This window comes from Microbacterium sp. PI-SA-G (assembly GCF_057215335.1).
This window is the reverse complement of record NZ_CM170103.1, coordinates 2,027,459-2,044,983: the sequence shown is the minus strand read 5'-3', so window position 1 is coordinate 2,044,983 and position 17,525 is coordinate 2,027,459. Positions and strand designations below refer to the sequence as shown.

Here is a 17,525-nt window from a genome sequence, read left to right as displayed (position 1 = left end):
ACCAGTAACCTCGGCTGCACCATGACACGCGCTGACGCCACCACGGCCCTCCCGTACCAGGACCCGACGCTCTCGATCCCGCAGCGGGTCGCCGACCTCCTCGGCCGAATGACGCTCGAGGAGAAGGTCGGGCAGATGCTGCAGCTCGACGCGCGCGACGATCTCGACGACCACATCCTGCGCCGGCACGCGGGCTCGATCCTGCACACGTCGCCCGAACGCATCCTGCGGGCCAACGAGCTGACCGCGCAGACACGCCTGCGCATTCCGCTGCTGGTCTCCGAGGACTGCATCCACGGACACTCGTTCTGGCCCGGCGCCACGATCTACCCCACCCAGCTGGGCATGGCGGCGTCGTGGGATGCCGCGCTCGTCGAACGCGTCGCGCGCGCGACGGCGGTCGAGGTCGCGGCCACCGGCATCCACTGGACGTTCTCTCCGGTGCTGTGCATCGCGCGCGACCTGCGCTGGGGGCGCGTCGGCGAGACCTTCGGTGAGGACCCGTTCCTGATCGGCGAGCTGGCCTCGGCCATGGTGCGCGGATACCAGGGCGACGGGCTCGACGACTCCACGGCGATCCTCGCGACGGCCAAGCACTTCGCCGGGTACTCCGAGACGCAGGGTGGCCGTGACGCGAGCGAGGCCGACATCTCGCGGCGCAAGCTGCGCTCGTGGTTCCTGCCGCCGTTCGAGCGGGTGGCCCGCGAGGGATGCCGCGTCTTCATGCTCGGCTACCAGACCATGGACGGCGTGCCGATCACCACGAACGAGTGGCTGCTCAGCGACGTGCTCCGCGGCGAGTGGGGCTACACCGGCACCCTCATCACGGACTGGGACAACGTCGGCCGTATGGTGTGGGAGCAGCGCGTGCAGCCCGACCACACGCATGCGTCGGCGGCCGCGGTGAACGCGGGCAACGACATGATCATGACCACGCCGAGGTTCTTCGAGGGCGCGCTGGATGCCGTCGCGCGAGGCATGCTCGCGGAAGACGCGTTCGACGTGGCGGCCGCCCGCATCCTCACGCTGAAGTTCGAGCTCGGGCTCTTCGAGGACCCGCGTCTGCCCGCCGCCGAGCGTGATGCCGTCGTCGGCAGCGTCGCACACGCAGACCTGAACCTCGAGATCACCCGCCGCTCGCTCGTGCTGCTCGAGAACGACGGCACACTGCCGCTCGACGCCGCGGCTCCGCTGAACGTCGCCGTGGTCGGGCCGCTCGCCGACGACGCCCAGACGCAGCTCGGCGACTGGGCCGGCGGCTCGGGGCAGGCCGGGTGGCTCGACGGGCAGCCGCGCGACATGATCACGACCGTGCTCGACGGCCTCCGCGGGGTCGACGGGTGGTCGGTTGCGCACGCGCGCGGCGCCGACATCCTCACCCTCGAGCAGGACCCGCAGGGTGCGCTCTTCCCCGACGGGCAGCCCCGCCCGCCGGTGGCCGTGCCGTCCGCGCCGGACGAGCAGCTGATCGCCGAGGCAGTGGCTGCGGTATCCGACGCGGATGTCGTGGTGGCCGTGGTCGGCGACCGCATCGAGCTCGTCGGCGAAGGCCGGTCGACCGCGACCCTCGAGCTCATCGGCGGACAGAACGCGCTGCTCGATGCCGTGATCGCCACCGGCACGCCCGTGGTCGTGGTGCTGCTCGCCTCGAAGCCGCTGGTGCTGCCGGCGTCGGTCTCGCGCGCGGCCGCGGTGATCTGGGCGGCGAGCCCGGGGATGCAGGGCGGGCGTGCGCTCGCTGACGTCATCTCGGGTGCGGTGGAGCCGTCGGGGCGCCTGCCGATCTCGTTCGCGCGACACGTGGGCCAGCAGCCGACGTACTACAACCAGATCCGCGGACAGCACGGCGACCGGTACGCCGACCTCACCCAGGCGCCCGCGTGGGCATTCGGTGACGGGCTCTCGTACACGACCGTGGCGTACTCCGACCTCGAGCTGGTGCAGTCGTCGCTGCAGCGTGACGACGTGGTGGTCGGGCACGTGACGGTGACGAACACGGGCGATCGGCCGGTGCGCGAGACCGTGCAGGTGTACGTGCGCGATGCCGTGACGAGCGTCAGCTGGACCGACCGCGAGCTCAAGGCCTACCGCCAGATCGATCTCACGCCGGGGGAGTCGTCGCGGGTGCGGGTCGAGGTGCCGGTCGCGGACTGCTCGATCGTCGATGCGGCGGGTGTGCGCCTGGTCGAGTCCGGGGCGTTCGAGCTGCTCGTGGGACCGTCGTCACGCGAGGAGTCGCTGCTCGCCGCCGCGTTCGACGTCGCCTAGGCGTCAGCCCGGAGAGGTCAGTCCGGAGGGTCAGTCCTCGATCTCCTCGCGGAGGCGTTGCGGGCCTGCGCCCTGGCTGCCCAACTCGTCGTCAGGGTTGAGCAGACCGCACGCCTTCATGGCGAGGCAGCCGCAGCCGATGCATCCGGTCAGCTCGCGCTCGAGCCGTTCGATTCCCTCTCGCCGCTTCTCGAGCTCGCGCTTCCACCGGCGTGAGGCGCGCTGCCAGTCGTCGTGTGTAGGCGTCTCGGTGAGCGGCACGTCGGCGAACGCCGTCTGCACGTCGGCCAGCGGAATGCCCAGGCGCTTGGCCACCGAGATGAGCGACACCCGGCGCAGCATGTGCCGCGGGTAACGACGCTGGTTGCCCGCGGTGCGGGTCGAGGCGATCAGGCCGAGGCTCTCGTAGAAGTGCAGGGCGGATGCCGCGACGCCGGTGCGCCGCGTCATCTCGCCGATCGTGAGCGGCTCCTCGGCGGTGTGCGCGGGGGCGTCGTCGGGGGTGTGGGTCGTCATGCGCATCCCTTCTCGCGCGGGAACTCCCGGCGGATTCCCTGGCGTCGATTTGACCTCAAGGGTACTTGAGGTTTTATCGTTGACTGACCCGAAGGAAGTTGCCTGATGACGTATGTGATCGCCCTGCCCTGCGTGGATGTGAAGGATCGCGCGTGCATCGACGAATGCCCTGTGGACTGCATCTACGAGGGCGAACGCTCGCTGTACATCCACCCGGACGAATGCGTCGACTGCGGCGCGTGCGAGCCGGTGTGTCCCGTCGAGGCCATCTACTACGAGGACGACCTGCCCGACGAGTGGCAGGACTACTACAAGGCGAACGTGGAATTCTTCTCCGAGATCGGCTCGCCCGGCGGGGCGGCCAAGGTCGGCGCGTACGCGTTCGACCACCCGGTGATCTCTGTGCTCCCGCCCCAGGAGGGCGCCGAGTGACCGAGTTCCCGACGCCCAGCCCGGTCGGCGAGGGCATGAAGTCCGCGTTCCGCACCCACCCCGCGGGCGTCGCCATCATCACCGCATCCACCTCCGACGGGCCCGTCGGCCTCACGGCGTCGAGCGTCGCCTCGGTCGCCGTCGATCCCGCCGCGATCGTGTTCTCGGTGACCCGGGCCACCGGCTCGGCGGGCGCGATCCTCGGAGCAGACACCTTCGTCGTGCACCTGATCGACGACGAGCACTCCGCCCTCGCGCAGCTGTTCGCGGTGAGCGGGTCGGAGCGCTTCACCCCCGAGCAGGGCTGGCAGTCGCTGCCGACCGGCGAGCCGTACTTGCCGACCGCCCGCGCCGCGCTGCGGTGCCGCACGCTGCAGACCGTGCCGGTCGGCTCGTCGAGCGTCGTGATCGCCGAAGTGCTCGAGGTACTGTCGGGCCCGCAGGGGCGTCCGCTGGTCTACCTCGACCGTCGCTTCCACGCGCTCCCGCACGGGGAGTGACGCGCTGAGCCGGCGTTGACCCGGTTCAGCTCCCGCCGTCGAGCCGCCCCGTCAGGCGCCGGTGCAGTTCGGCGGCGGTGTCGTTGAGCCCGCCGATCTCGACCGTCTTGCCGCGCTGGTCGTACTTGGTGACCACCGCATCGAGCGCCGCGACCGTCGAGGCGTCCCAGATGTGCGATCCGCTCATGTCGATCACCACGTGGGCCGGGTCGTCGGCGTACGAGAACTGCGTGGTCAGGTCGTTGCTCGACGCGAAGAACAGCTCGCCGTCGACGGTGTAGCGCACGGTCTGCTCGTCGACGAGCTCGCGCGTCACGGTCGCGAAGTGCGCCACCCGCCGCGCGAACATCACCATCGCGGCGATCACTCCCAGCACCACGCCGATCGCGAGGTTGTGCGTCCACACCGTCGCGATCACGGTGATGAGCATCACGGCGGTCTCGCTCTTCGGCATGCGCTTCAGCGTCGCGGGGTGGATGCTGTGCCAGTCGAACGTGGCGAAGCAGACCAGGAACATCACGGCCACGAGCGCCGCCATCGGGATGACCGCGACCACGTCGCCGAGCGCCAGCACGAGGATCAGCAGGAACACGCCCGCGAGGAACGTCGAGATGCGCGTGCGCGCGCCCGAGGCCTTCACGTTGATCATCGTCTGGCCGATCATGGCGCAGCCGCCCATGCCGCCGAATGCGCCGGAGAGGATGTTCGCGACGCCCTGCCCCCAGGCCTCGCGGGTCTTGGGGGAGTGCGTGTCGGTGATCTCGTCGACGAGTTTCGCGGTCATCAGCGACTCGAGCAGACCGACCACGGCCATCGCCAGCGCGAACGGCGCGATGATCCCGAGCGTCTCGAACGTCAGCGGCACATCGGGGAAGAACAGCGCGGGCAGGCTCTCGGGCAGCTCGCCCTGGTCGCCGACGGTCGGCACGTTCCAGCCGAACACGGCGACGGCGGCCGTGAGCAGCACGATCGCCACGAGCGGCGCCGGGACGACCTTCGTGATCCGCGGCATCAGGACCAGGATCACGAGGCCGACCGCCACCAGCGGGTACACCAGCCACGGCACGTCGTACAGCTGCGGCAGCTGCGCGATGAAGATCAGGATCGCCAGCGCGTTCACGAATCCGACCATGACCGACCGCGGGATGAAGCGCATGAGCTTGGCGATGCCGAGCAGTGCCAGCACGATCTGGATCACGCCGCCCAGCAGCACGGTCGCGATCAGATAGTCCACGCCGTACTCGCGCACGACCGGCGCGATCACGAGGGCCACCGCCCCGGTCGCGGCCGTGATCATCGCCGGGCGGCCGCCGACGAACGCGATCGCCACGGCCATGATGAACGACGAGAACAGGCCGACGCGCGGGTCGACGCCGGCGATCAGCGAGAACGCGATGGCCTCGGGGATCAGCGCGAGTGCGACGACGAGTCCGGCGAGCACCTCGCGCGTCAGCAGCCGCGGACTCCGCAGTGCCTGCAGGACCGTCGGCTCGATGCGGTAGCGCGCGGCGTCGTCGCGCGCAGGGGTGATGGCGGTCATGGATGCTCCGGGGGGACGATTCGCGAGGACGCACGAGCGTGCAGGTGCCGGCCACGCCGACACGGAAGAAGTGGGAGCACGACGAATCGCGCTCGAACCGACTCTAACCCTGGTCCTGCAATGCGGCTGCACCGAGGGGGCGGCTCACGCCCCCCTCGGCACGCGCGACTACATGCTCAGCCGCGGGGCGTACGCCGACTCTCGACGACCGGGATCGGCCCGGTCACGCTGAGCTCGTCCTCCCAGCACTGGATGCCGGTGACCTCGGGCAGCCGTGCGCGCGTGAACACGGGGTCCAGGCCCGCCCGTCGCTGTTCGGAGTAGTCGCGCAGCAGCTTGAAGGCGATCCCGGAGAGCAGTCCGATCGCGATGAGGTTCACGATCGCCATCACGCCCATGATGCCGTCTGCCGTGCTCCAGATCAGGTCAGCCGAGGCGATGGAGCCGAGGAACACGACGGCCACGACGACCGTGCGGAACACCGTGAGCACGATCGGCTTGGCGTTGATGAACTCGATGTTCGACTGCCCGTAGTAGTAGTTGCCGATGATCGAGCTGAAGGCGAGCAGGAAGATGATGACGCTCAGCAGGATGTTCGACCACGACCCGAGCGAGCTCACCAGCGCGTTCTGCGTCAGGACGATCCCGCGCTCGGCATCGGCGAGGTCTGGGGTGGCGACGAGCACGATGAACGCCGTGATCGAGCAGATGAGGAACGTGTCGAAGTACACGCCGAGCGTCTGCACGAGGCCCTGCTTGACCGGGTGGGTGACGGCCGCGCTCGCGCCCGCGTTCGGAGCGGACCCGAGACCTGCCTCGTTCGAGAACATGCCGCGCTGTGCGCCGACCATGATGATCGCGCCGATGGTGCCGCCGACGACCTCCTGCGTGCCCCACGCCTGCGTGTAGATCGAGGCGAACACCTCGGGGAGGCGCTCGATGTTCATGCCGACGACGACGAGACCGAGGATGAGGTAGAGCAGGGCCATCGCCGGAACGAGGGTCTGGCTGACCGACGCGATGCGCCGCAGGCCACCGAAGATCACCAGCGCCGTGAGGATGGCGAGCACGCCGCCGACCACCCAGGGGATCCAGGTCACCTCGCCGCCGAAGCTGCCGGAGATCGTCGCGCTGATCGTGTTGGCCTGCAGGGAGTTGAACGACAGCGGGAAGCACAGGATGAGCACGACCGCGAACACGATGCCCATCCAGCGCGCCTTGAGGCCGTGCTGCATGTAGTAGGCGGGCCCGCCGCGGAAGCCGTCCTTGTCGCGGACCTTGAACGCCTGGCCCAGGGTCGACTCGATGAAGCTCGAGGCGCCGCCGATGAACGCCATCGTCCACATCCAGAAGACCGCGCCGGGCCCGCCGATCGCGATCGCGGTGCCGACGCCGGCGATGTTGCCGACCCCCACGCGCGATGCGGCCGAGATGGTGAACGCCTGGAAGGCCGATACCGACTGCGGCTCGCCGTTCTCGTTGCGCGGGGTGCGGTCGGTCAGAGTCCGGAACATCTCGGGGATCATCCGGAACTGCACGACCCCCGAGCGGAAGGTGAAGTACAGGCCCAGCACCAGGAGCAGGGGCAGCACCGCCCACGTCCACAGCTTGTCGCCGGCGAACACCACGAAGTCATTGAGCGCGTCCATCGCCCCAGTATGGGGGTCGGCCGCTCGCGATGCGAGGCATCGCGTCGGTCTCGTCAGAGGTGCGTTGTCGAGCCGCGGATCAGCAGGTCGTGCGGCAGATCGGCAGTGCCCGCCGTGGCATCCGTGCCGTCGAGCTGCGCGAGCACCGCCGCCGCCGCGCGCTCGCCCTGCCGGAGCGGGAACTGGTCGACGGTGGTCAGACGGAAGAACGCGCCCAGCTCGTGCCCGTCGATGCCGATGATCGACAGGTCCTCCGGGACGCGCAGTCCGTGATCGCGCGCGGCGAGGATCGCGCCGATCGCCATCTCATCGGATGCCGCGAACACGGCGGTCGGACGCGGCCCCGCGCGCTCGATCAGGCGGGCCGCGGCGCGGTATCCGCCCTCTATCGTGAAGTCCGCGAGCTCCACCAGCGTCGGGTCGTGGGGGATGCCGGCCGCCGTCAGCGCGCGGTCGAATCCCACGCGTCGCCGCGTCGGCCCGCGGAAGTCGGTGTCGAACGCCGGGCCCGCGCCGATGTGCCCGATGATCCGGTGCCCGAGCTCGAGCAGATGCCGCGTGGCGAGCTCGCCGACCGCGGCCTCGTCGACCATCAGTGTGCGCAGCCGCGGGTGCGGGCCGCCGATCGCGACGACCGGCAGACCGAGGTCGAGCAGTCGCTGGGTCTCGTCCTCGTCGAGCTTGATCGACACCGCGATCACCGCATCCACGCGTTGACGGCGCAGGAACGTGGCGAACACGTCACGACGGACGGCTCGGTCGGTGGTGATGTTGTACAGCGTGATGTCGTAGCCCTGCCGCATCGCCTCGGCCGAGACGCCCGAGAGCACGGTGCTGAAGAACCAGCGGTCGAGGAAGGGCACGATCACGCCGATGTTGCGGGTGCGCCCGGATGCCAGGCTCGAGGCGCGCGACGACACGACGTAGCCGAGCGACTGCGCCGCCGCCTGCACGCGATCCCGTGTGGATGCCGACACCTGCCCGCGTCCGCTCAGCGCGCGTGACACGGTGGCCGTCGACACCCCGGCGAGGCGTGCGACCTCATCGATGCTCGTCATCCGCGTCTCCGTATCCCCTCCGGGCGCCCGTCCGTTCCGGTCGCAGTTCGCGCCGCTCGCCCGCCCGTCCCGCCCGTTCCGGTCGCAGTTCCCGCCGCCGATCCGGGAGCCGGGCGGCGGCAACTGCGACCGGAACGGAGCCGGACCCAGCCGGCGACCCCGGCGTCAGCCGCGCGTGAACCAGACCGCCGTGTCGACGGGCAGCGTCGTGCCGTCGAACGGCTGGCTGCGCAGCACGATCTGGGCGTCGCTCGGCAGCTCCAGAGGCGCGGTACCGAGGTTCGCGATCACGTGAACGTCGGCGCGACGGAACGCCACGGCATCCGCTCCCGCGTCTTCCCAGATCAGCGAGCCGCCGCCGAAGCCGTACGAGCGGCGTGCGGCGAGTAGCTCCTTGTACAGCGAGAGCGTCGAGGTGGGGTCGGCCGCTTCGACGTCGCGCGCGTAGGCTGCCCACTCCGCGGGCTGCGGCAGCCACGAGCGGCCGGTGTCGTTGAAGCCGTAGGCCTCGCCGTCGGCCGTCCAGGGCAGCGGCACGCGGCATCCGTCCCGACCGTAGCGCTCGCCGTTGGTGCGGAACCAGGTGGGGTCCTGACGGAAGCCGTCGGGGATCTCCATCGCCTCCGGAAGCCCCAGCTCCTCGCCCTGGTACAGGTAGGCCGAACCGGGCAGCGCGAGCATCAGCGTCGTCGCCGCGCGAGCGCGGGCCAGGCCGACCGCCGTGTCGGGCTTGTCGGGGGTGTTCGGGCCGATGCCCTCACCCTGGGGGTTGTCGGCGGTCAGCGCCAGGCGGGTGGCGTGACGCACGACGTCGTGGTTCGACAGCACCCAGGTGCTGGGAGCGCCGACGGCTCCGAACTCCTCGAGTGATTCGCGGATGACGTCGCTGAGCTCCGTCGCATCCCAGGAGGTCTGCAGGTAGGGGAAGTTGAAGGTCTGATGCATCTCGTCGGGGCGCACCCACAGCGCGGTCTTCTTCAGCGTCGGCAGCCAGGCCTCGCCGCAGAGCGCGCGGTCGCCGTCGTACTCCGCGAGCAGTTCGTGCCAGTCGCGGTAGATGTCGTGCACGCCCTCCTGGCCCCAGTAGGGCACGTGCGCCTCGCCGCCGCCCATCGAGTCGGCGTCGGCCGGGGGCGTGTAGTCGGGCAGTCCGTCGGCCTTAATCATGCCGTGCGCCACATCGACGCGGAAGCCGTCGACGCCGCGGTCGAGCCAGAAGCGCAGGATCGAGCGGAACTCCTCGCGCACCTCGTCGTTGTTCCAGTCGAAGTCGGGCTGCGTGGGGTCGAAGATGTGCAGGTACCACTGCCCCGGCGTGCCGTCGGGCTCGGTGATGCGCTCCCACATGCCGCCGCCGAACACCGACTCCCAGTTGTTCGGCGGGAGCTCGCCGTTCTCACCCTGGCCGTCGCGGAAGATGTAGCGCGCGCGCTCGGGGCTGCCGGGTGCGGCCTTCAGGGCCTCCTGGAACCAGGCGTGCTGCGCCGACGAGTGGTTGGGGACGAGGTCGACGACCACGCGGATGTCGCGCGCATGCGCTTCGGCGAGCATCTCGTCGAAGTCGGCCAGCGTGCCGAAGAGCGGGTCGACGTCGCGGTAGTCGGCCACGTCGTAGCCGGCGTCGCGCTGCGGGCTGGTCATGAACGGGCTCAGCCAGATCGCGTCGACGCCGAGGTCCTGCAGCGCGTCGAGCCGTGCGGTGACGCCGGGCAGGTCGCCGATGCCGTCGCCCGATGCATCCGCGAACGAGCGCGGGTAGATCTGGTAGATGACGGCGCTGCGCCACCACTCGGAACCGGGGGCTGCGATCTGCTCAAGCTGGGTCATGAGAGAAGGCTACTGCAAGCGCTTGCAGTAGCCTCCTCCCACGATCAGGAATTACGGGGTGGGCATGCCGCCGTTGACGTTCAGCGTCTCGCCTGCGACGTAGCTCGACTCCGCCGACGCCAGGAAGACGTACGCGGGAGCGAGCTCTGCGGGCTGGCCCATCCGGCCGAGCGGAGTGTCCTCACCGAAGCTCGAGATCTTCTCCTGCGGCTGTCCGTCGCTGGGCTGCAGCGGCGTCCAGATCGGTCCCGGCGCCACGGCGTTCACGCGGATGCCCTTCGGCGCGAGCTGCTCGGCCAGGCCCTTCGTGAAGGCATTGATCGTGGCCTTCGTCGAGGCGTAGTCGACCAGGATGCCCGACGGCGAGTACGCCTGGATCGACGTGGTGTTGATGATCGTCGACCCCGGAGTGAGGTGCGCGAGCGCCGCCTTCGTGATCCAGAACATCGCGTAGACGTTGGTCTTGAACGTGTCGTCGAACTGCTCGTCGGTGATGTCGGTCAGCGACTCCTGGTAGATCTGCTTGCCGCCGTTGTTGACGAGGATGTCGAGTCCGCCCAGGGCGGATGCGGCATCTGCCACCAGCGAGCGGCAGTACTCGGGATCGCGCAGGTCACCGGGCAGCTGCGCGACCGTGGCTCCGGCCTCGCGCAGGATGCCGGCGATGCGGCTGGCGTCCTCCTCCTCCTCGGGCAGGTACGAGATCGCGACATCGGCACCCTCGCGGGCGAAGGCGATCGCGGTCGCGGCGCCGATGCCGGAGTCGCCTCCGGTGATGAGCGCCTTGCGCCCCTGCAGGCGTCCGCTGCCGCGGTAGCTCTCCTCGCCGAGGTCGGCCTTCGGGGCGAGGTCGGCGTCGAGACCGGGCTCGGGCATGTGCTGCTTCTCGGGCGTGATGTCGGCGTAGAGCTCGGCGGGGTTGACGAACGTGTACTGGTCGCGGGTCATGGTGCGTCCTTTCGTTGTTTTCCGGTCGGTCTGAGCGTCCGCCCGTCGCCGATCGGCGCGTACGACGCGATCGCCGGCGAGGTGGGGGAGGGCATGTCCCCATCGTGCGCTCGCGGTCGGGTCGCGGCAAAAGCCTTGCACCGCTCTGCTGGCCTTGCTATACGCGGGCGCGGGGCCGCCGACCGCCCTCGACAGGAGTACCGTGGGCCATGGACGATCGCGGCGCTGTCGCACGGCCAGGGGGGATTCGCATGAGGCAGTCCTCGGGACGCTCGGTGTCACGCGGCATCCTCGCGTCTGCCCTCGTCGCCGCCGTGGTCGCCATGGCCGGCGCACCGGTGGCCGCGGTCGCCGACGACGGCTGGTTCACGAGTCCGGACGACTCGGTCGACTACGCGCGCTCCGCCGCACTGGCGTACGAGTTCCTCGACGCGCGGGTCGACGAGTACTGCAGCGATGACGGCATGTGCCTGCCCCGCAGCTACCAGGGCGGATACTTCACCACCCCCACGTCGGACTTCACCTCATCGTTCGTGTACGACGACGCGCTGATCATCATGGCGTATGCCGCGCGAGGGCTGCCCGACGACGTCCGCCGCGCACGGGCGATCGGCGACGCACTGCTCTTCCTGCAGGCGAACGATCCCGTGTACGACGACGGCCGCACGCGGGCGTCGTACGAACCCGCGAGCCTGCGCGACGGTCGTGTCGAAGTCGCCGGGTCCGGCTCGTTCACCGGCAACCAGGCCTGGGTCGGCATGGCGCTGGCCCGGTTGTACGACCTCACCGGCGAGCAGGAGTACCTCGACGGCGCTCTGCGACTCGGCGAATGGATCGAGAACAACACGGCCGACACCGATCGTGCGCCCTTCGGGTACACCGGGGGACAGGATGCCGGGGGCCGACCCTTCACGTTCAAGTCCACCGAGCACAACATCGACGTGACCGGGTTTTTCACGCAGCTAGCCCAGCTCACCGGCGACGGTGTGTGGGCGGATCGCGCGGCGATCGCCTCCGACTTCGTCGCCGCCATGCAGCATCCCGACGGGCACCTGTCGACCGGGACGCACCTCGACGGCTCCACGATCAACCCGCAGCCGATCCCCGAGGACCCGCAGACGTGGAGTCTTCTCGCCACGCGCGACGGGCGATACGACGACGCGCTCACCTGGACCCTCGACAACCTGCAGGCCGCCGACGGCCCGTACCGCGGCCCGTCGTTCAGCGACGCCGACGTCTCGAAGGTCTGGTTCGAGGGCAGCGGGCATCTCGCGCTCGCGCTGCGGCTGCGCGGAGAGCCCGGGGATGCCGCGGAGGTCGATTCCCTGCTCTCGAGCGCCGAGCTCGCGCAGCGCGAGTCTGCGAACGGCGACGGCAAGGGGATCGTGGCGACCTCGACCGACGGACTCGACTCGGGCTTCGGCGACAAGTACTACGCGAGTCTGCACACCGGAGCGACCGCCTGGTACCTGCTCGCGATTACCGGATACAACCCGTTCCGACTCGCGGCCGACGATGGCGGGCCGACGCTCGCGCTCGGTGCCGAGGGAGATTCGGATGCCGGTCCGGATGCTGGTCCGGATGCCGAGGGCGACGCGGCCGGTACGGTGACGCCGCGCATCGTCGGGGGCGTGGCGCTGGGCGCCTCGCTCATCGGCGCAGCACTCCTGCGTCGGCGACGACGCCGCTGAGAGTGCGGGTCGTTACGCGGCGACGCGGGCGACCGCGGCGATCGCGCTCGCGAAGAACCCGATGCCGTCGATGCCGCTGCGCATGGCGACCGCCGTGTTGGGGCCGAACCCTGCCTCGGTGGCGTGCTCGGGGTGCGGCATCAGACCGACCACGTTGCCCGCCTCGTTCGTGAGCCCGGCGATGTCGCGCAGCGAGCCGTTCGGGTTGACGCCGGCGTAGCGGAAGGCCACGAGGCCCTCGCCCTCCAGGCGGTCGAGCGTCTCCTCGTCGGCGATGTATCCGCCGTCGCCGTTCTTCAGCGGGATGACGATCTCCTGGTTGCGGCGGAACGCGTTGGTCCAGGCGGTGTCGGCGTTCTCGACGACGAGCTTCTGGTCGCGACGCACGAAGTGCTGGTGGTCGTTGCGGATCAGGCCACCCGGCAGCAGGTGCGCTTCGACGAGCATCTGGAATCCGTTGCAGATCCCGAGGATCGGAAGACCTTTGGCCGCGGCATCCTTCACCTCCGACATGATGGGAGAGAGCGACGCGATGGCACCCGCGCGCAGGTAGTCGCCGTAGCTGAATCCGCCCGGGAGGACGAGGGCGTCGACGCCCTCGAGGTCGTGCGAACCGTGCCAGAGTGCGACCGGCTCGGCGCCGGCGAGCCGCACGGCGCGCTGCGCGTCGCGGTCGTCGAGAGAGCCGGGAAAGGTGACGACGCCGATGCGCGCGGTCACTCGACGACCTCGACCCCGACGACGTCCTCGATGACGGAGTTCGAGAGCACCTCGTCGGCGACGCGCTTGGCCTCGGCGAGCAGCTCGTCGGTGACCTCGCCCTCGACGGTGAGCTCGAAGCGCTTGCCGATGCGCACATCGGTGAATCCTTCGACGCCCAGGCGGGTGAATGCGCCGGAGACGGCCTTCCCCTGGGGGTCGAGCAACTCGGACTTGGGCATGACGTCGACGACGATGGTGGGCATGAAAGGCTCCGGAAGTCGCGGGAAGGCTGGCGGCCCCAGTCTACCGGCCCGCGTTGTGCCCGCGTCGCGCAGGTGCGGGCGGGGACGGGTCAGGCGTGGAAGACGGTGTGCAGGTCGCCGATCAGGTCGCGGCCGCCGAGGCCGTCGATCTCGAACAGCACCGAGATGCCCACAACGTGGCTGCCGAGGCGCTCGACGAGCTGGCGTCCGGCGGCGAGGGTGCCTCCGGTCGCGAGGACGTCGTCGATCAGCAGCACGCGGGATCCGGCGGGCAGGTCGTCGTGCATCTCGATCGTCGCCGTGCCGTACTCCAGGGCGTAGTCGACGGATGCCGCGGGCCGGGGCAGCTTGCCCGCCTTGCGGATCGGGATGAGCCCGGTGCCGGCGGCGATCGCCGCGGCTCCCGCGAGGATGAACCCGCGCGCCTCGATGCCGGCCACCACGTCGAACTGCCCGGCGAAGGGTTCGAGGATCGCGGCGGTCGTCGCCTGCAGCGCCTCGGCGTCGGCCAGCAGGGGCGTGATGTCGCGGAAGACGATGCCGGGTTCGGGGTAATCCGGGATGCTGCGGATCAGCGAGGCGGCGCGGACGAGGGCGGGGGAAAGCTCGGCGGAGGGCACCGAGCAAGGCTACCCGCGTTCTCGTCGGCGAATGCGTGAATGGATCCTTGACATCCGTGGGAGCGCTCTCATAGAGTGACTCACCAACCCGTGGGAGCGCTCCCATAGCTCGTCCCACGAGTCCTGACGCACCACACCAGCACGACCCCACAAAGGAGTGAACCGTGAACACCCGTGCCCGCAATCGCATGCTCACCGCCGCCGCGGTGGCATCCGTCGCCTCTCTCGCCCTCGCCGGCTGCGCCGCATCCGGCGACGGTGGCGGAGGAGACGCCGACGGCGACGTCACACTGACGATCACCACGTTCGGCACCTTCGGCTACGACGACCTCTACAAGGAGTACGAGGAACTCAACCCCGGAGTGACCATCGAGGCCAACAACATCGACACCGGCGGCAACGCCCGCACCGACGCCTTCACCAAGATCGGCGCCGGATCGGGCCTCAGCGACATCGTCGCGATCGAGGAGGGCTGGCTGGGCGCGATCATGGCCGACGCTCCCGACACCTTCATCGACCTGCGCGAGCACGGCATCGAGGACCGCAAGGACGACTGGGTCGAGTGGAAGTACGACCAGGTGACGGACCCCGACGGTCGGGTCATCGGCTACGGCACCGACATCGGTCCGAGCGGCATCTGCTACAACGGACCCGCACTCGAGGCTGCCGGACTTCCGAGCGACCGCGAGTCGGTAGCCGAGCTGCTGAACGGCGACTGGGAGAACTACTTCGCCGTCGGTGCCGAGTACACCGCCAAGACCGGCAAGGCCTGGTACGACCACTCCGGGTTCGTGTGGAACGCGATGGTCAACCAGCTCGAGGAGGGGTACTACACCGCCGACGGCGAGCTGAACGTCGAGGGCAACGCCGAACTCGAAGAGCGCTTCGCGATGCTCGGGGCGGCGACCGAGGGCGGACAGTCCGCCGCGCAGAAGGCGTGGGACTGGAACGGCGGCAAGTCATTCGTCGACGGATCCTTCGCCACGTTCGTCTGCCCGGGATGGATGCTCGGCATCGTCCAGGGTCAGGTCGAGGCCGGCGGCGGCGACGCGTCGACCGGCTGGGACTTCGCCGACGTGTTCCCCGGCGGCCAGGCCAACTGGGGCGGCGCGTGGCTGTCCGTCTCGGAGTCCTCGCAGCACCAGGAGGCCGCGGCTGAGCTCGCGAACTGGCTGACCCAGCCCGAGCAGCAGGTGAAGCAGTCCGCCGCCGCAGGCAACTTCCCCTCCACCGTCAAGGCGCAGGAGACGCTGGCAGCCGACGCGACGCCGAACGAGTTCTTCAACGGCGCTCCCACCGGCGCCATCCTCGCCGAGCGTGCCCAGGGCGTCGTCGCGCAGTTCAAGGGCGCCGACGACTCCGTCATCCAGGAGAACGTGTTCGGCCCCGCCCTCAGCGGGCTCGACCGCGGCGAGACCGACACCCAGGGCGCCTGGGATGCCGCGCTCGCGCTCCTGGACAAGCTGGTCGACTGACCTGCCCTCGTTCCGGTCGCAGTTCCTGCCGGCTCGGCGCCCCGCCGGCGACAGGAACTGCGACCGGAGCATCCATCCGTCCTCCTGAGACAGGAACCCCATGACTCTCACCGCCCCGCCCGCGGCGCAGCAGGCCGCGGCAACCGGACCGTCGACGGAGGCCGCGCCGAAGCGGCCCTGGCGTCACCGCGTCTCGCGGTTCGACCAGCACGCCAGCCCGTACCTTTACATCTCGCCGTTCTTCCTGCTCTTCGGGCTGGTCGGCCTCTTCCCGCTGATCTACACCGTCTGGGTCGCCGTCCATGAATGGGACCTGCTGCGGGGTGAGGGGGAATTCGTCGGCTTCGGCAACTTCTCCGCGATCCTCGCCGACTCGATGTTCTGGAACTCGATCTTCAACACCCTCAGCATCTTCTTGCTGTCGGCGATCCCGCAGCTGGCCATCGCCCTGTTCATCGCGTACCTCCTCGACCGGGGTCTTCGCGCACCGACGTTCTGGCGCATGAGCGTGCTCATCCCGTTCGTGGTGACGCCCGTCGCGATCGCGATCATCTTCTCGAGCATCTTCAACGAGGCCGACGGTCTCGCCAACAACCTGCTGAACGTCATCGGCATCGCCGATCAGCAGTGGAAGGAGGACACCGCGCTGTCGCACATCGCGATCGCGGTGATGGTCAACTTCCGCTGGACCGGGTACAACGCCCTGATCCTGCTCGCCGCCATGCAGGCCGTGCCGCGCGATCTCTACGAGTCGGCCGCCCTCGACGGCGCCGGCGCCGGACGCCGGTTCTTCTCGATCACGATCCCGACGATCCGCCCGACCCTCATCTTCGTGATCATCACGGCGACGATCGGCGGTCTGCAGATCTTCGCCGAGCCCCGCCTGTTCGACGTGTCGTCCGCCGGCGGCATCGGCGGCAGCGACCGGCAGTTCCAGACGACCGTGCTGTTCCTGTGGGATCTGGCGTTCTTCCGCCGTGATCTCGGTCAGGCCTCCGCCGTCGCCATCCTGCTGTTCCTGCTCATCGTCGGGATCGGACTGATCAACTTCATGATCTCGCGCAGCATCTCCACCGGAGACGACCGCAAGAACCGGGCTGCGCGCCGCCGCGTCCGCTCGACCACCCAGGAGGAGACGCGATGACCGCCACCCAGGCACTGAGCGTGCCCGAGAAGATCCGCCGCAAGCGGGCACTCGCCGGAGGGACCGCCGGCATCGGCAGCCGCCCCGGATTCCTCACCTACGGTCTGCTCGCCGCGTTCATCATCGGCAGCGTGTATCCGCTGTGGTGGTCGTTCGTGGTCGCGAGCGGCACGAACGCCACGCGCGGTGAGACCGCGCCGCTCATCCCGGGCGGGAACTTCCTCGCCAACGCCGCACGGGTCTTCGACGCGATCCCGTTCTGGCTCGCGCTGGGCAACTCGTTCCTCATCTCGAGCATCATCACGATCTCGGTCGTGACCTTCTCGACGCTGGCGGGATACGCCTTCGCCAAACTCCGGTTCAAGGGGCGCGACGGCCTGATGATCTTCGTGATCGCGACCATGGCGATCCCCACGCAGCTGGGCATCATCCCGCTGTTCATGGTGATGCGCGAGCTCGGCTGGACCGGCACGATCGGCGCGGTCATCGTGCCGACGCTGGTCACCGCATTCGGGGTGTTCTTCATGCGGCAGTATCTGGTCGACGTCATCCCCGACGAGCTGATCGAGGCGGCGCGCATGGACGGCGCCAACCAGTTCCGCACCTTCCTGACCGTCGGCATCCCGGCCGCCCGACCTGCGATGGCGATCCTCGGTCTGTTCACGTTCATGACCGCGTGGACCGACTACCTGTGGCCGCTGATCGTGCTCTCACCCACCAACCCCACCCTGCAGACGGCACTCAGCCAGCTGCAGTCCGGCTACTACATCGACTACTCCATCGTCCTCGCCGGTGCCGTGCTCGCGACCCTTCCGCTCCTCGTGCTCTTCGTGGTCGCGGGGCGGCAGCTCGTGAGTGGCATCATGGCGGGCGCGGTGAAAGGATGACCCCT

The 17,525-nt window shown here is 69.5% G+C and carries 16 protein-coding genes; 7 read left to right on the top strand and 9 right to left on the bottom strand.

The features are described from left to right. Positions 1 to 21: 21 nt before the first annotated feature. On the top strand, positions 22 to 2,268 hold the full coding sequence (locus tag AC2D10_RS09930; RefSeq protein ID WP_484707464.1) for an exo-beta-d-1,3/1,6-glucosidase: 2,247 nt from the start codon (positions 22 to 24) through the stop codon (positions 2,266 to 2,268). 30 nt (positions 2,269 to 2,298) lie between these two features. Here the strand turns inward: AC2D10_RS09930 and soxR are convergent, their stop codons facing one another. After that, positions 2,299 to 2,790 (bottom strand): redox-sensitive transcriptional activator SoxR, encoded by a 492-nt coding sequence (gene soxR, locus AC2D10_RS09925; protein ID WP_484707463.1) that lies wholly within the window; start codon positions 2,788 to 2,790, stop codon positions 2,299 to 2,301. Between the two features lie 99 nt (positions 2,791 to 2,889). Here soxR and fdxA point away from each other — a divergent pair, with 99 nt between their 5' ends. Further along, a complete protein-coding gene (gene fdxA / locus AC2D10_RS09920; RefSeq protein WP_484707462.1) occupies positions 2,890 to 3,216 on the top strand; it encodes a ferredoxin in 327 nt (108 codons plus the stop codon). A 35-nt stretch (positions 3,217 to 3,251) separates the two neighbouring features. Then, positions 3,252 to 3,716: a flavin reductase family protein gene (locus tag AC2D10_RS09915; protein WP_484711839.1), complete on the top strand. Its 465-nt coding sequence runs from the start codon at positions 3,252 to 3,254 to the stop codon at positions 3,714 to 3,716. Between the two features lie 25 nt (positions 3,717 to 3,741). On the opposite strand, the gene AC2D10_RS09910 is transcribed toward AC2D10_RS09915, so the two are convergent. The 5 genes from AC2D10_RS09910 to AC2D10_RS09890 all read right to left on the bottom strand — a co-directional run bounded on the left by AC2D10_RS09910 (position 3,742) and on the right by AC2D10_RS09890 (position 10,738). After that, on the bottom strand, positions 3,742 to 5,256 hold the full coding sequence (locus AC2D10_RS09910; protein WP_484707460.1) for a SulP family inorganic anion transporter: 1,515 nt from the start codon (positions 5,254 to 5,256) through the stop codon (positions 3,742 to 3,744). A gap of 176 nt (positions 5,257 to 5,432) precedes the next feature. After that, a complete protein-coding gene (locus AC2D10_RS09905) occupies positions 5,433 to 6,905 on the bottom strand; it encodes an alanine/glycine:cation symporter family protein (RefSeq protein WP_484707458.1) in 1,473 nt (490 codons plus the stop codon). A gap of 53 nt (positions 6,906 to 6,958) precedes the next feature. Then, entirely contained in the window at positions 6,959 to 7,963 is a 1,005-nt protein-coding gene (locus AC2D10_RS09900; protein WP_484707457.1) for a LacI family DNA-binding transcriptional regulator, read from the bottom strand. Between the two features lie 165 nt (positions 7,964 to 8,128). Then, positions 8,129 to 9,790: a glycoside hydrolase family 13 protein gene (locus AC2D10_RS09895; protein WP_484707456.1), complete on the bottom strand. Its 1,662-nt coding sequence runs from the start codon at positions 9,788 to 9,790 to the stop codon at positions 8,129 to 8,131. 51 nt (positions 9,791 to 9,841) lie between these two features. Continuing rightward, positions 9,842 to 10,738, bottom strand: a complete 897-nt coding sequence (locus AC2D10_RS09890; protein WP_484707455.1) for an SDR family oxidoreductase — start codon at positions 10,736 to 10,738, stop codon at positions 9,842 to 9,844. A gap of 251 nt (positions 10,739 to 10,989) precedes the next feature. On the opposite strand from AC2D10_RS09890, the gene AC2D10_RS09885 reads away from it, so the two are divergent. Beyond that, on the top strand, positions 10,990 to 12,429 hold the full coding sequence (locus AC2D10_RS09885; RefSeq protein WP_484707454.1) for a hypothetical protein: 1,440 nt from the start codon (positions 10,990 to 10,992) through the stop codon (positions 12,427 to 12,429). A gap of 12 nt (positions 12,430 to 12,441) precedes the next feature. Here the strand turns inward: AC2D10_RS09885 and purQ are convergent, their stop codons facing one another. From purQ to AC2D10_RS09870, 3 genes are all read right to left on the bottom strand, one after another. Further along, the gene (gene purQ / locus AC2D10_RS09880; protein ID WP_484707452.1) at positions 12,442 to 13,149 is read right to left on the bottom strand and encodes a phosphoribosylformylglycinamidine synthase subunit PurQ; all 708 of its coding nucleotides are present in this window, start codon (positions 13,147 to 13,149) and stop codon (positions 12,442 to 12,444) included. Then, positions 13,146 to 13,394, bottom strand: a complete 249-nt coding sequence (gene purS, locus AC2D10_RS09875; protein ID WP_484707451.1) for a phosphoribosylformylglycinamidine synthase subunit PurS — start codon at positions 13,392 to 13,394, stop codon at positions 13,146 to 13,148. Before purS ends, purQ begins: the two co-directional genes overlap by 4 nt. Before the next feature lie 89 nt (positions 13,395 to 13,483). Then, on the bottom strand, positions 13,484 to 14,014 hold the full coding sequence (locus tag AC2D10_RS09870; protein ID WP_484707450.1) for an adenine phosphoribosyltransferase: 531 nt from the start codon (positions 14,012 to 14,014) through the stop codon (positions 13,484 to 13,486). A gap of 164 nt (positions 14,015 to 14,178) precedes the next feature. Here AC2D10_RS09870 and AC2D10_RS09865 point away from each other — a divergent pair, with 164 nt between their 5' ends. The 3 genes from AC2D10_RS09865 (at position 14,179) to AC2D10_RS09855 (ending at position 17,520) form a co-directional block, all read left to right on the top strand. Further along, positions 14,179 to 15,489 (top strand): ABC transporter substrate-binding protein, encoded by a 1,311-nt coding sequence (locus tag AC2D10_RS09865; RefSeq protein WP_484707449.1) that lies wholly within the window; start codon positions 14,179 to 14,181, stop codon positions 15,487 to 15,489. A gap of 100 nt (positions 15,490 to 15,589) precedes the next feature. Beyond that, entirely contained in the window at positions 15,590 to 16,633 is a 1,044-nt protein-coding gene (locus AC2D10_RS09860; RefSeq protein WP_484707448.1) for a carbohydrate ABC transporter permease, read from the top strand. After that, positions 16,630 to 17,520, top strand: coding sequence for a carbohydrate ABC transporter permease (locus AC2D10_RS09855; RefSeq protein WP_484707447.1), 891 nt, complete (start codon positions 16,630 to 16,632; stop codon positions 17,518 to 17,520). Before AC2D10_RS09860 ends, AC2D10_RS09855 begins: the two co-directional genes overlap by 4 nt. Positions 17,521 to 17,525: the final 5 nt, after the last annotated feature.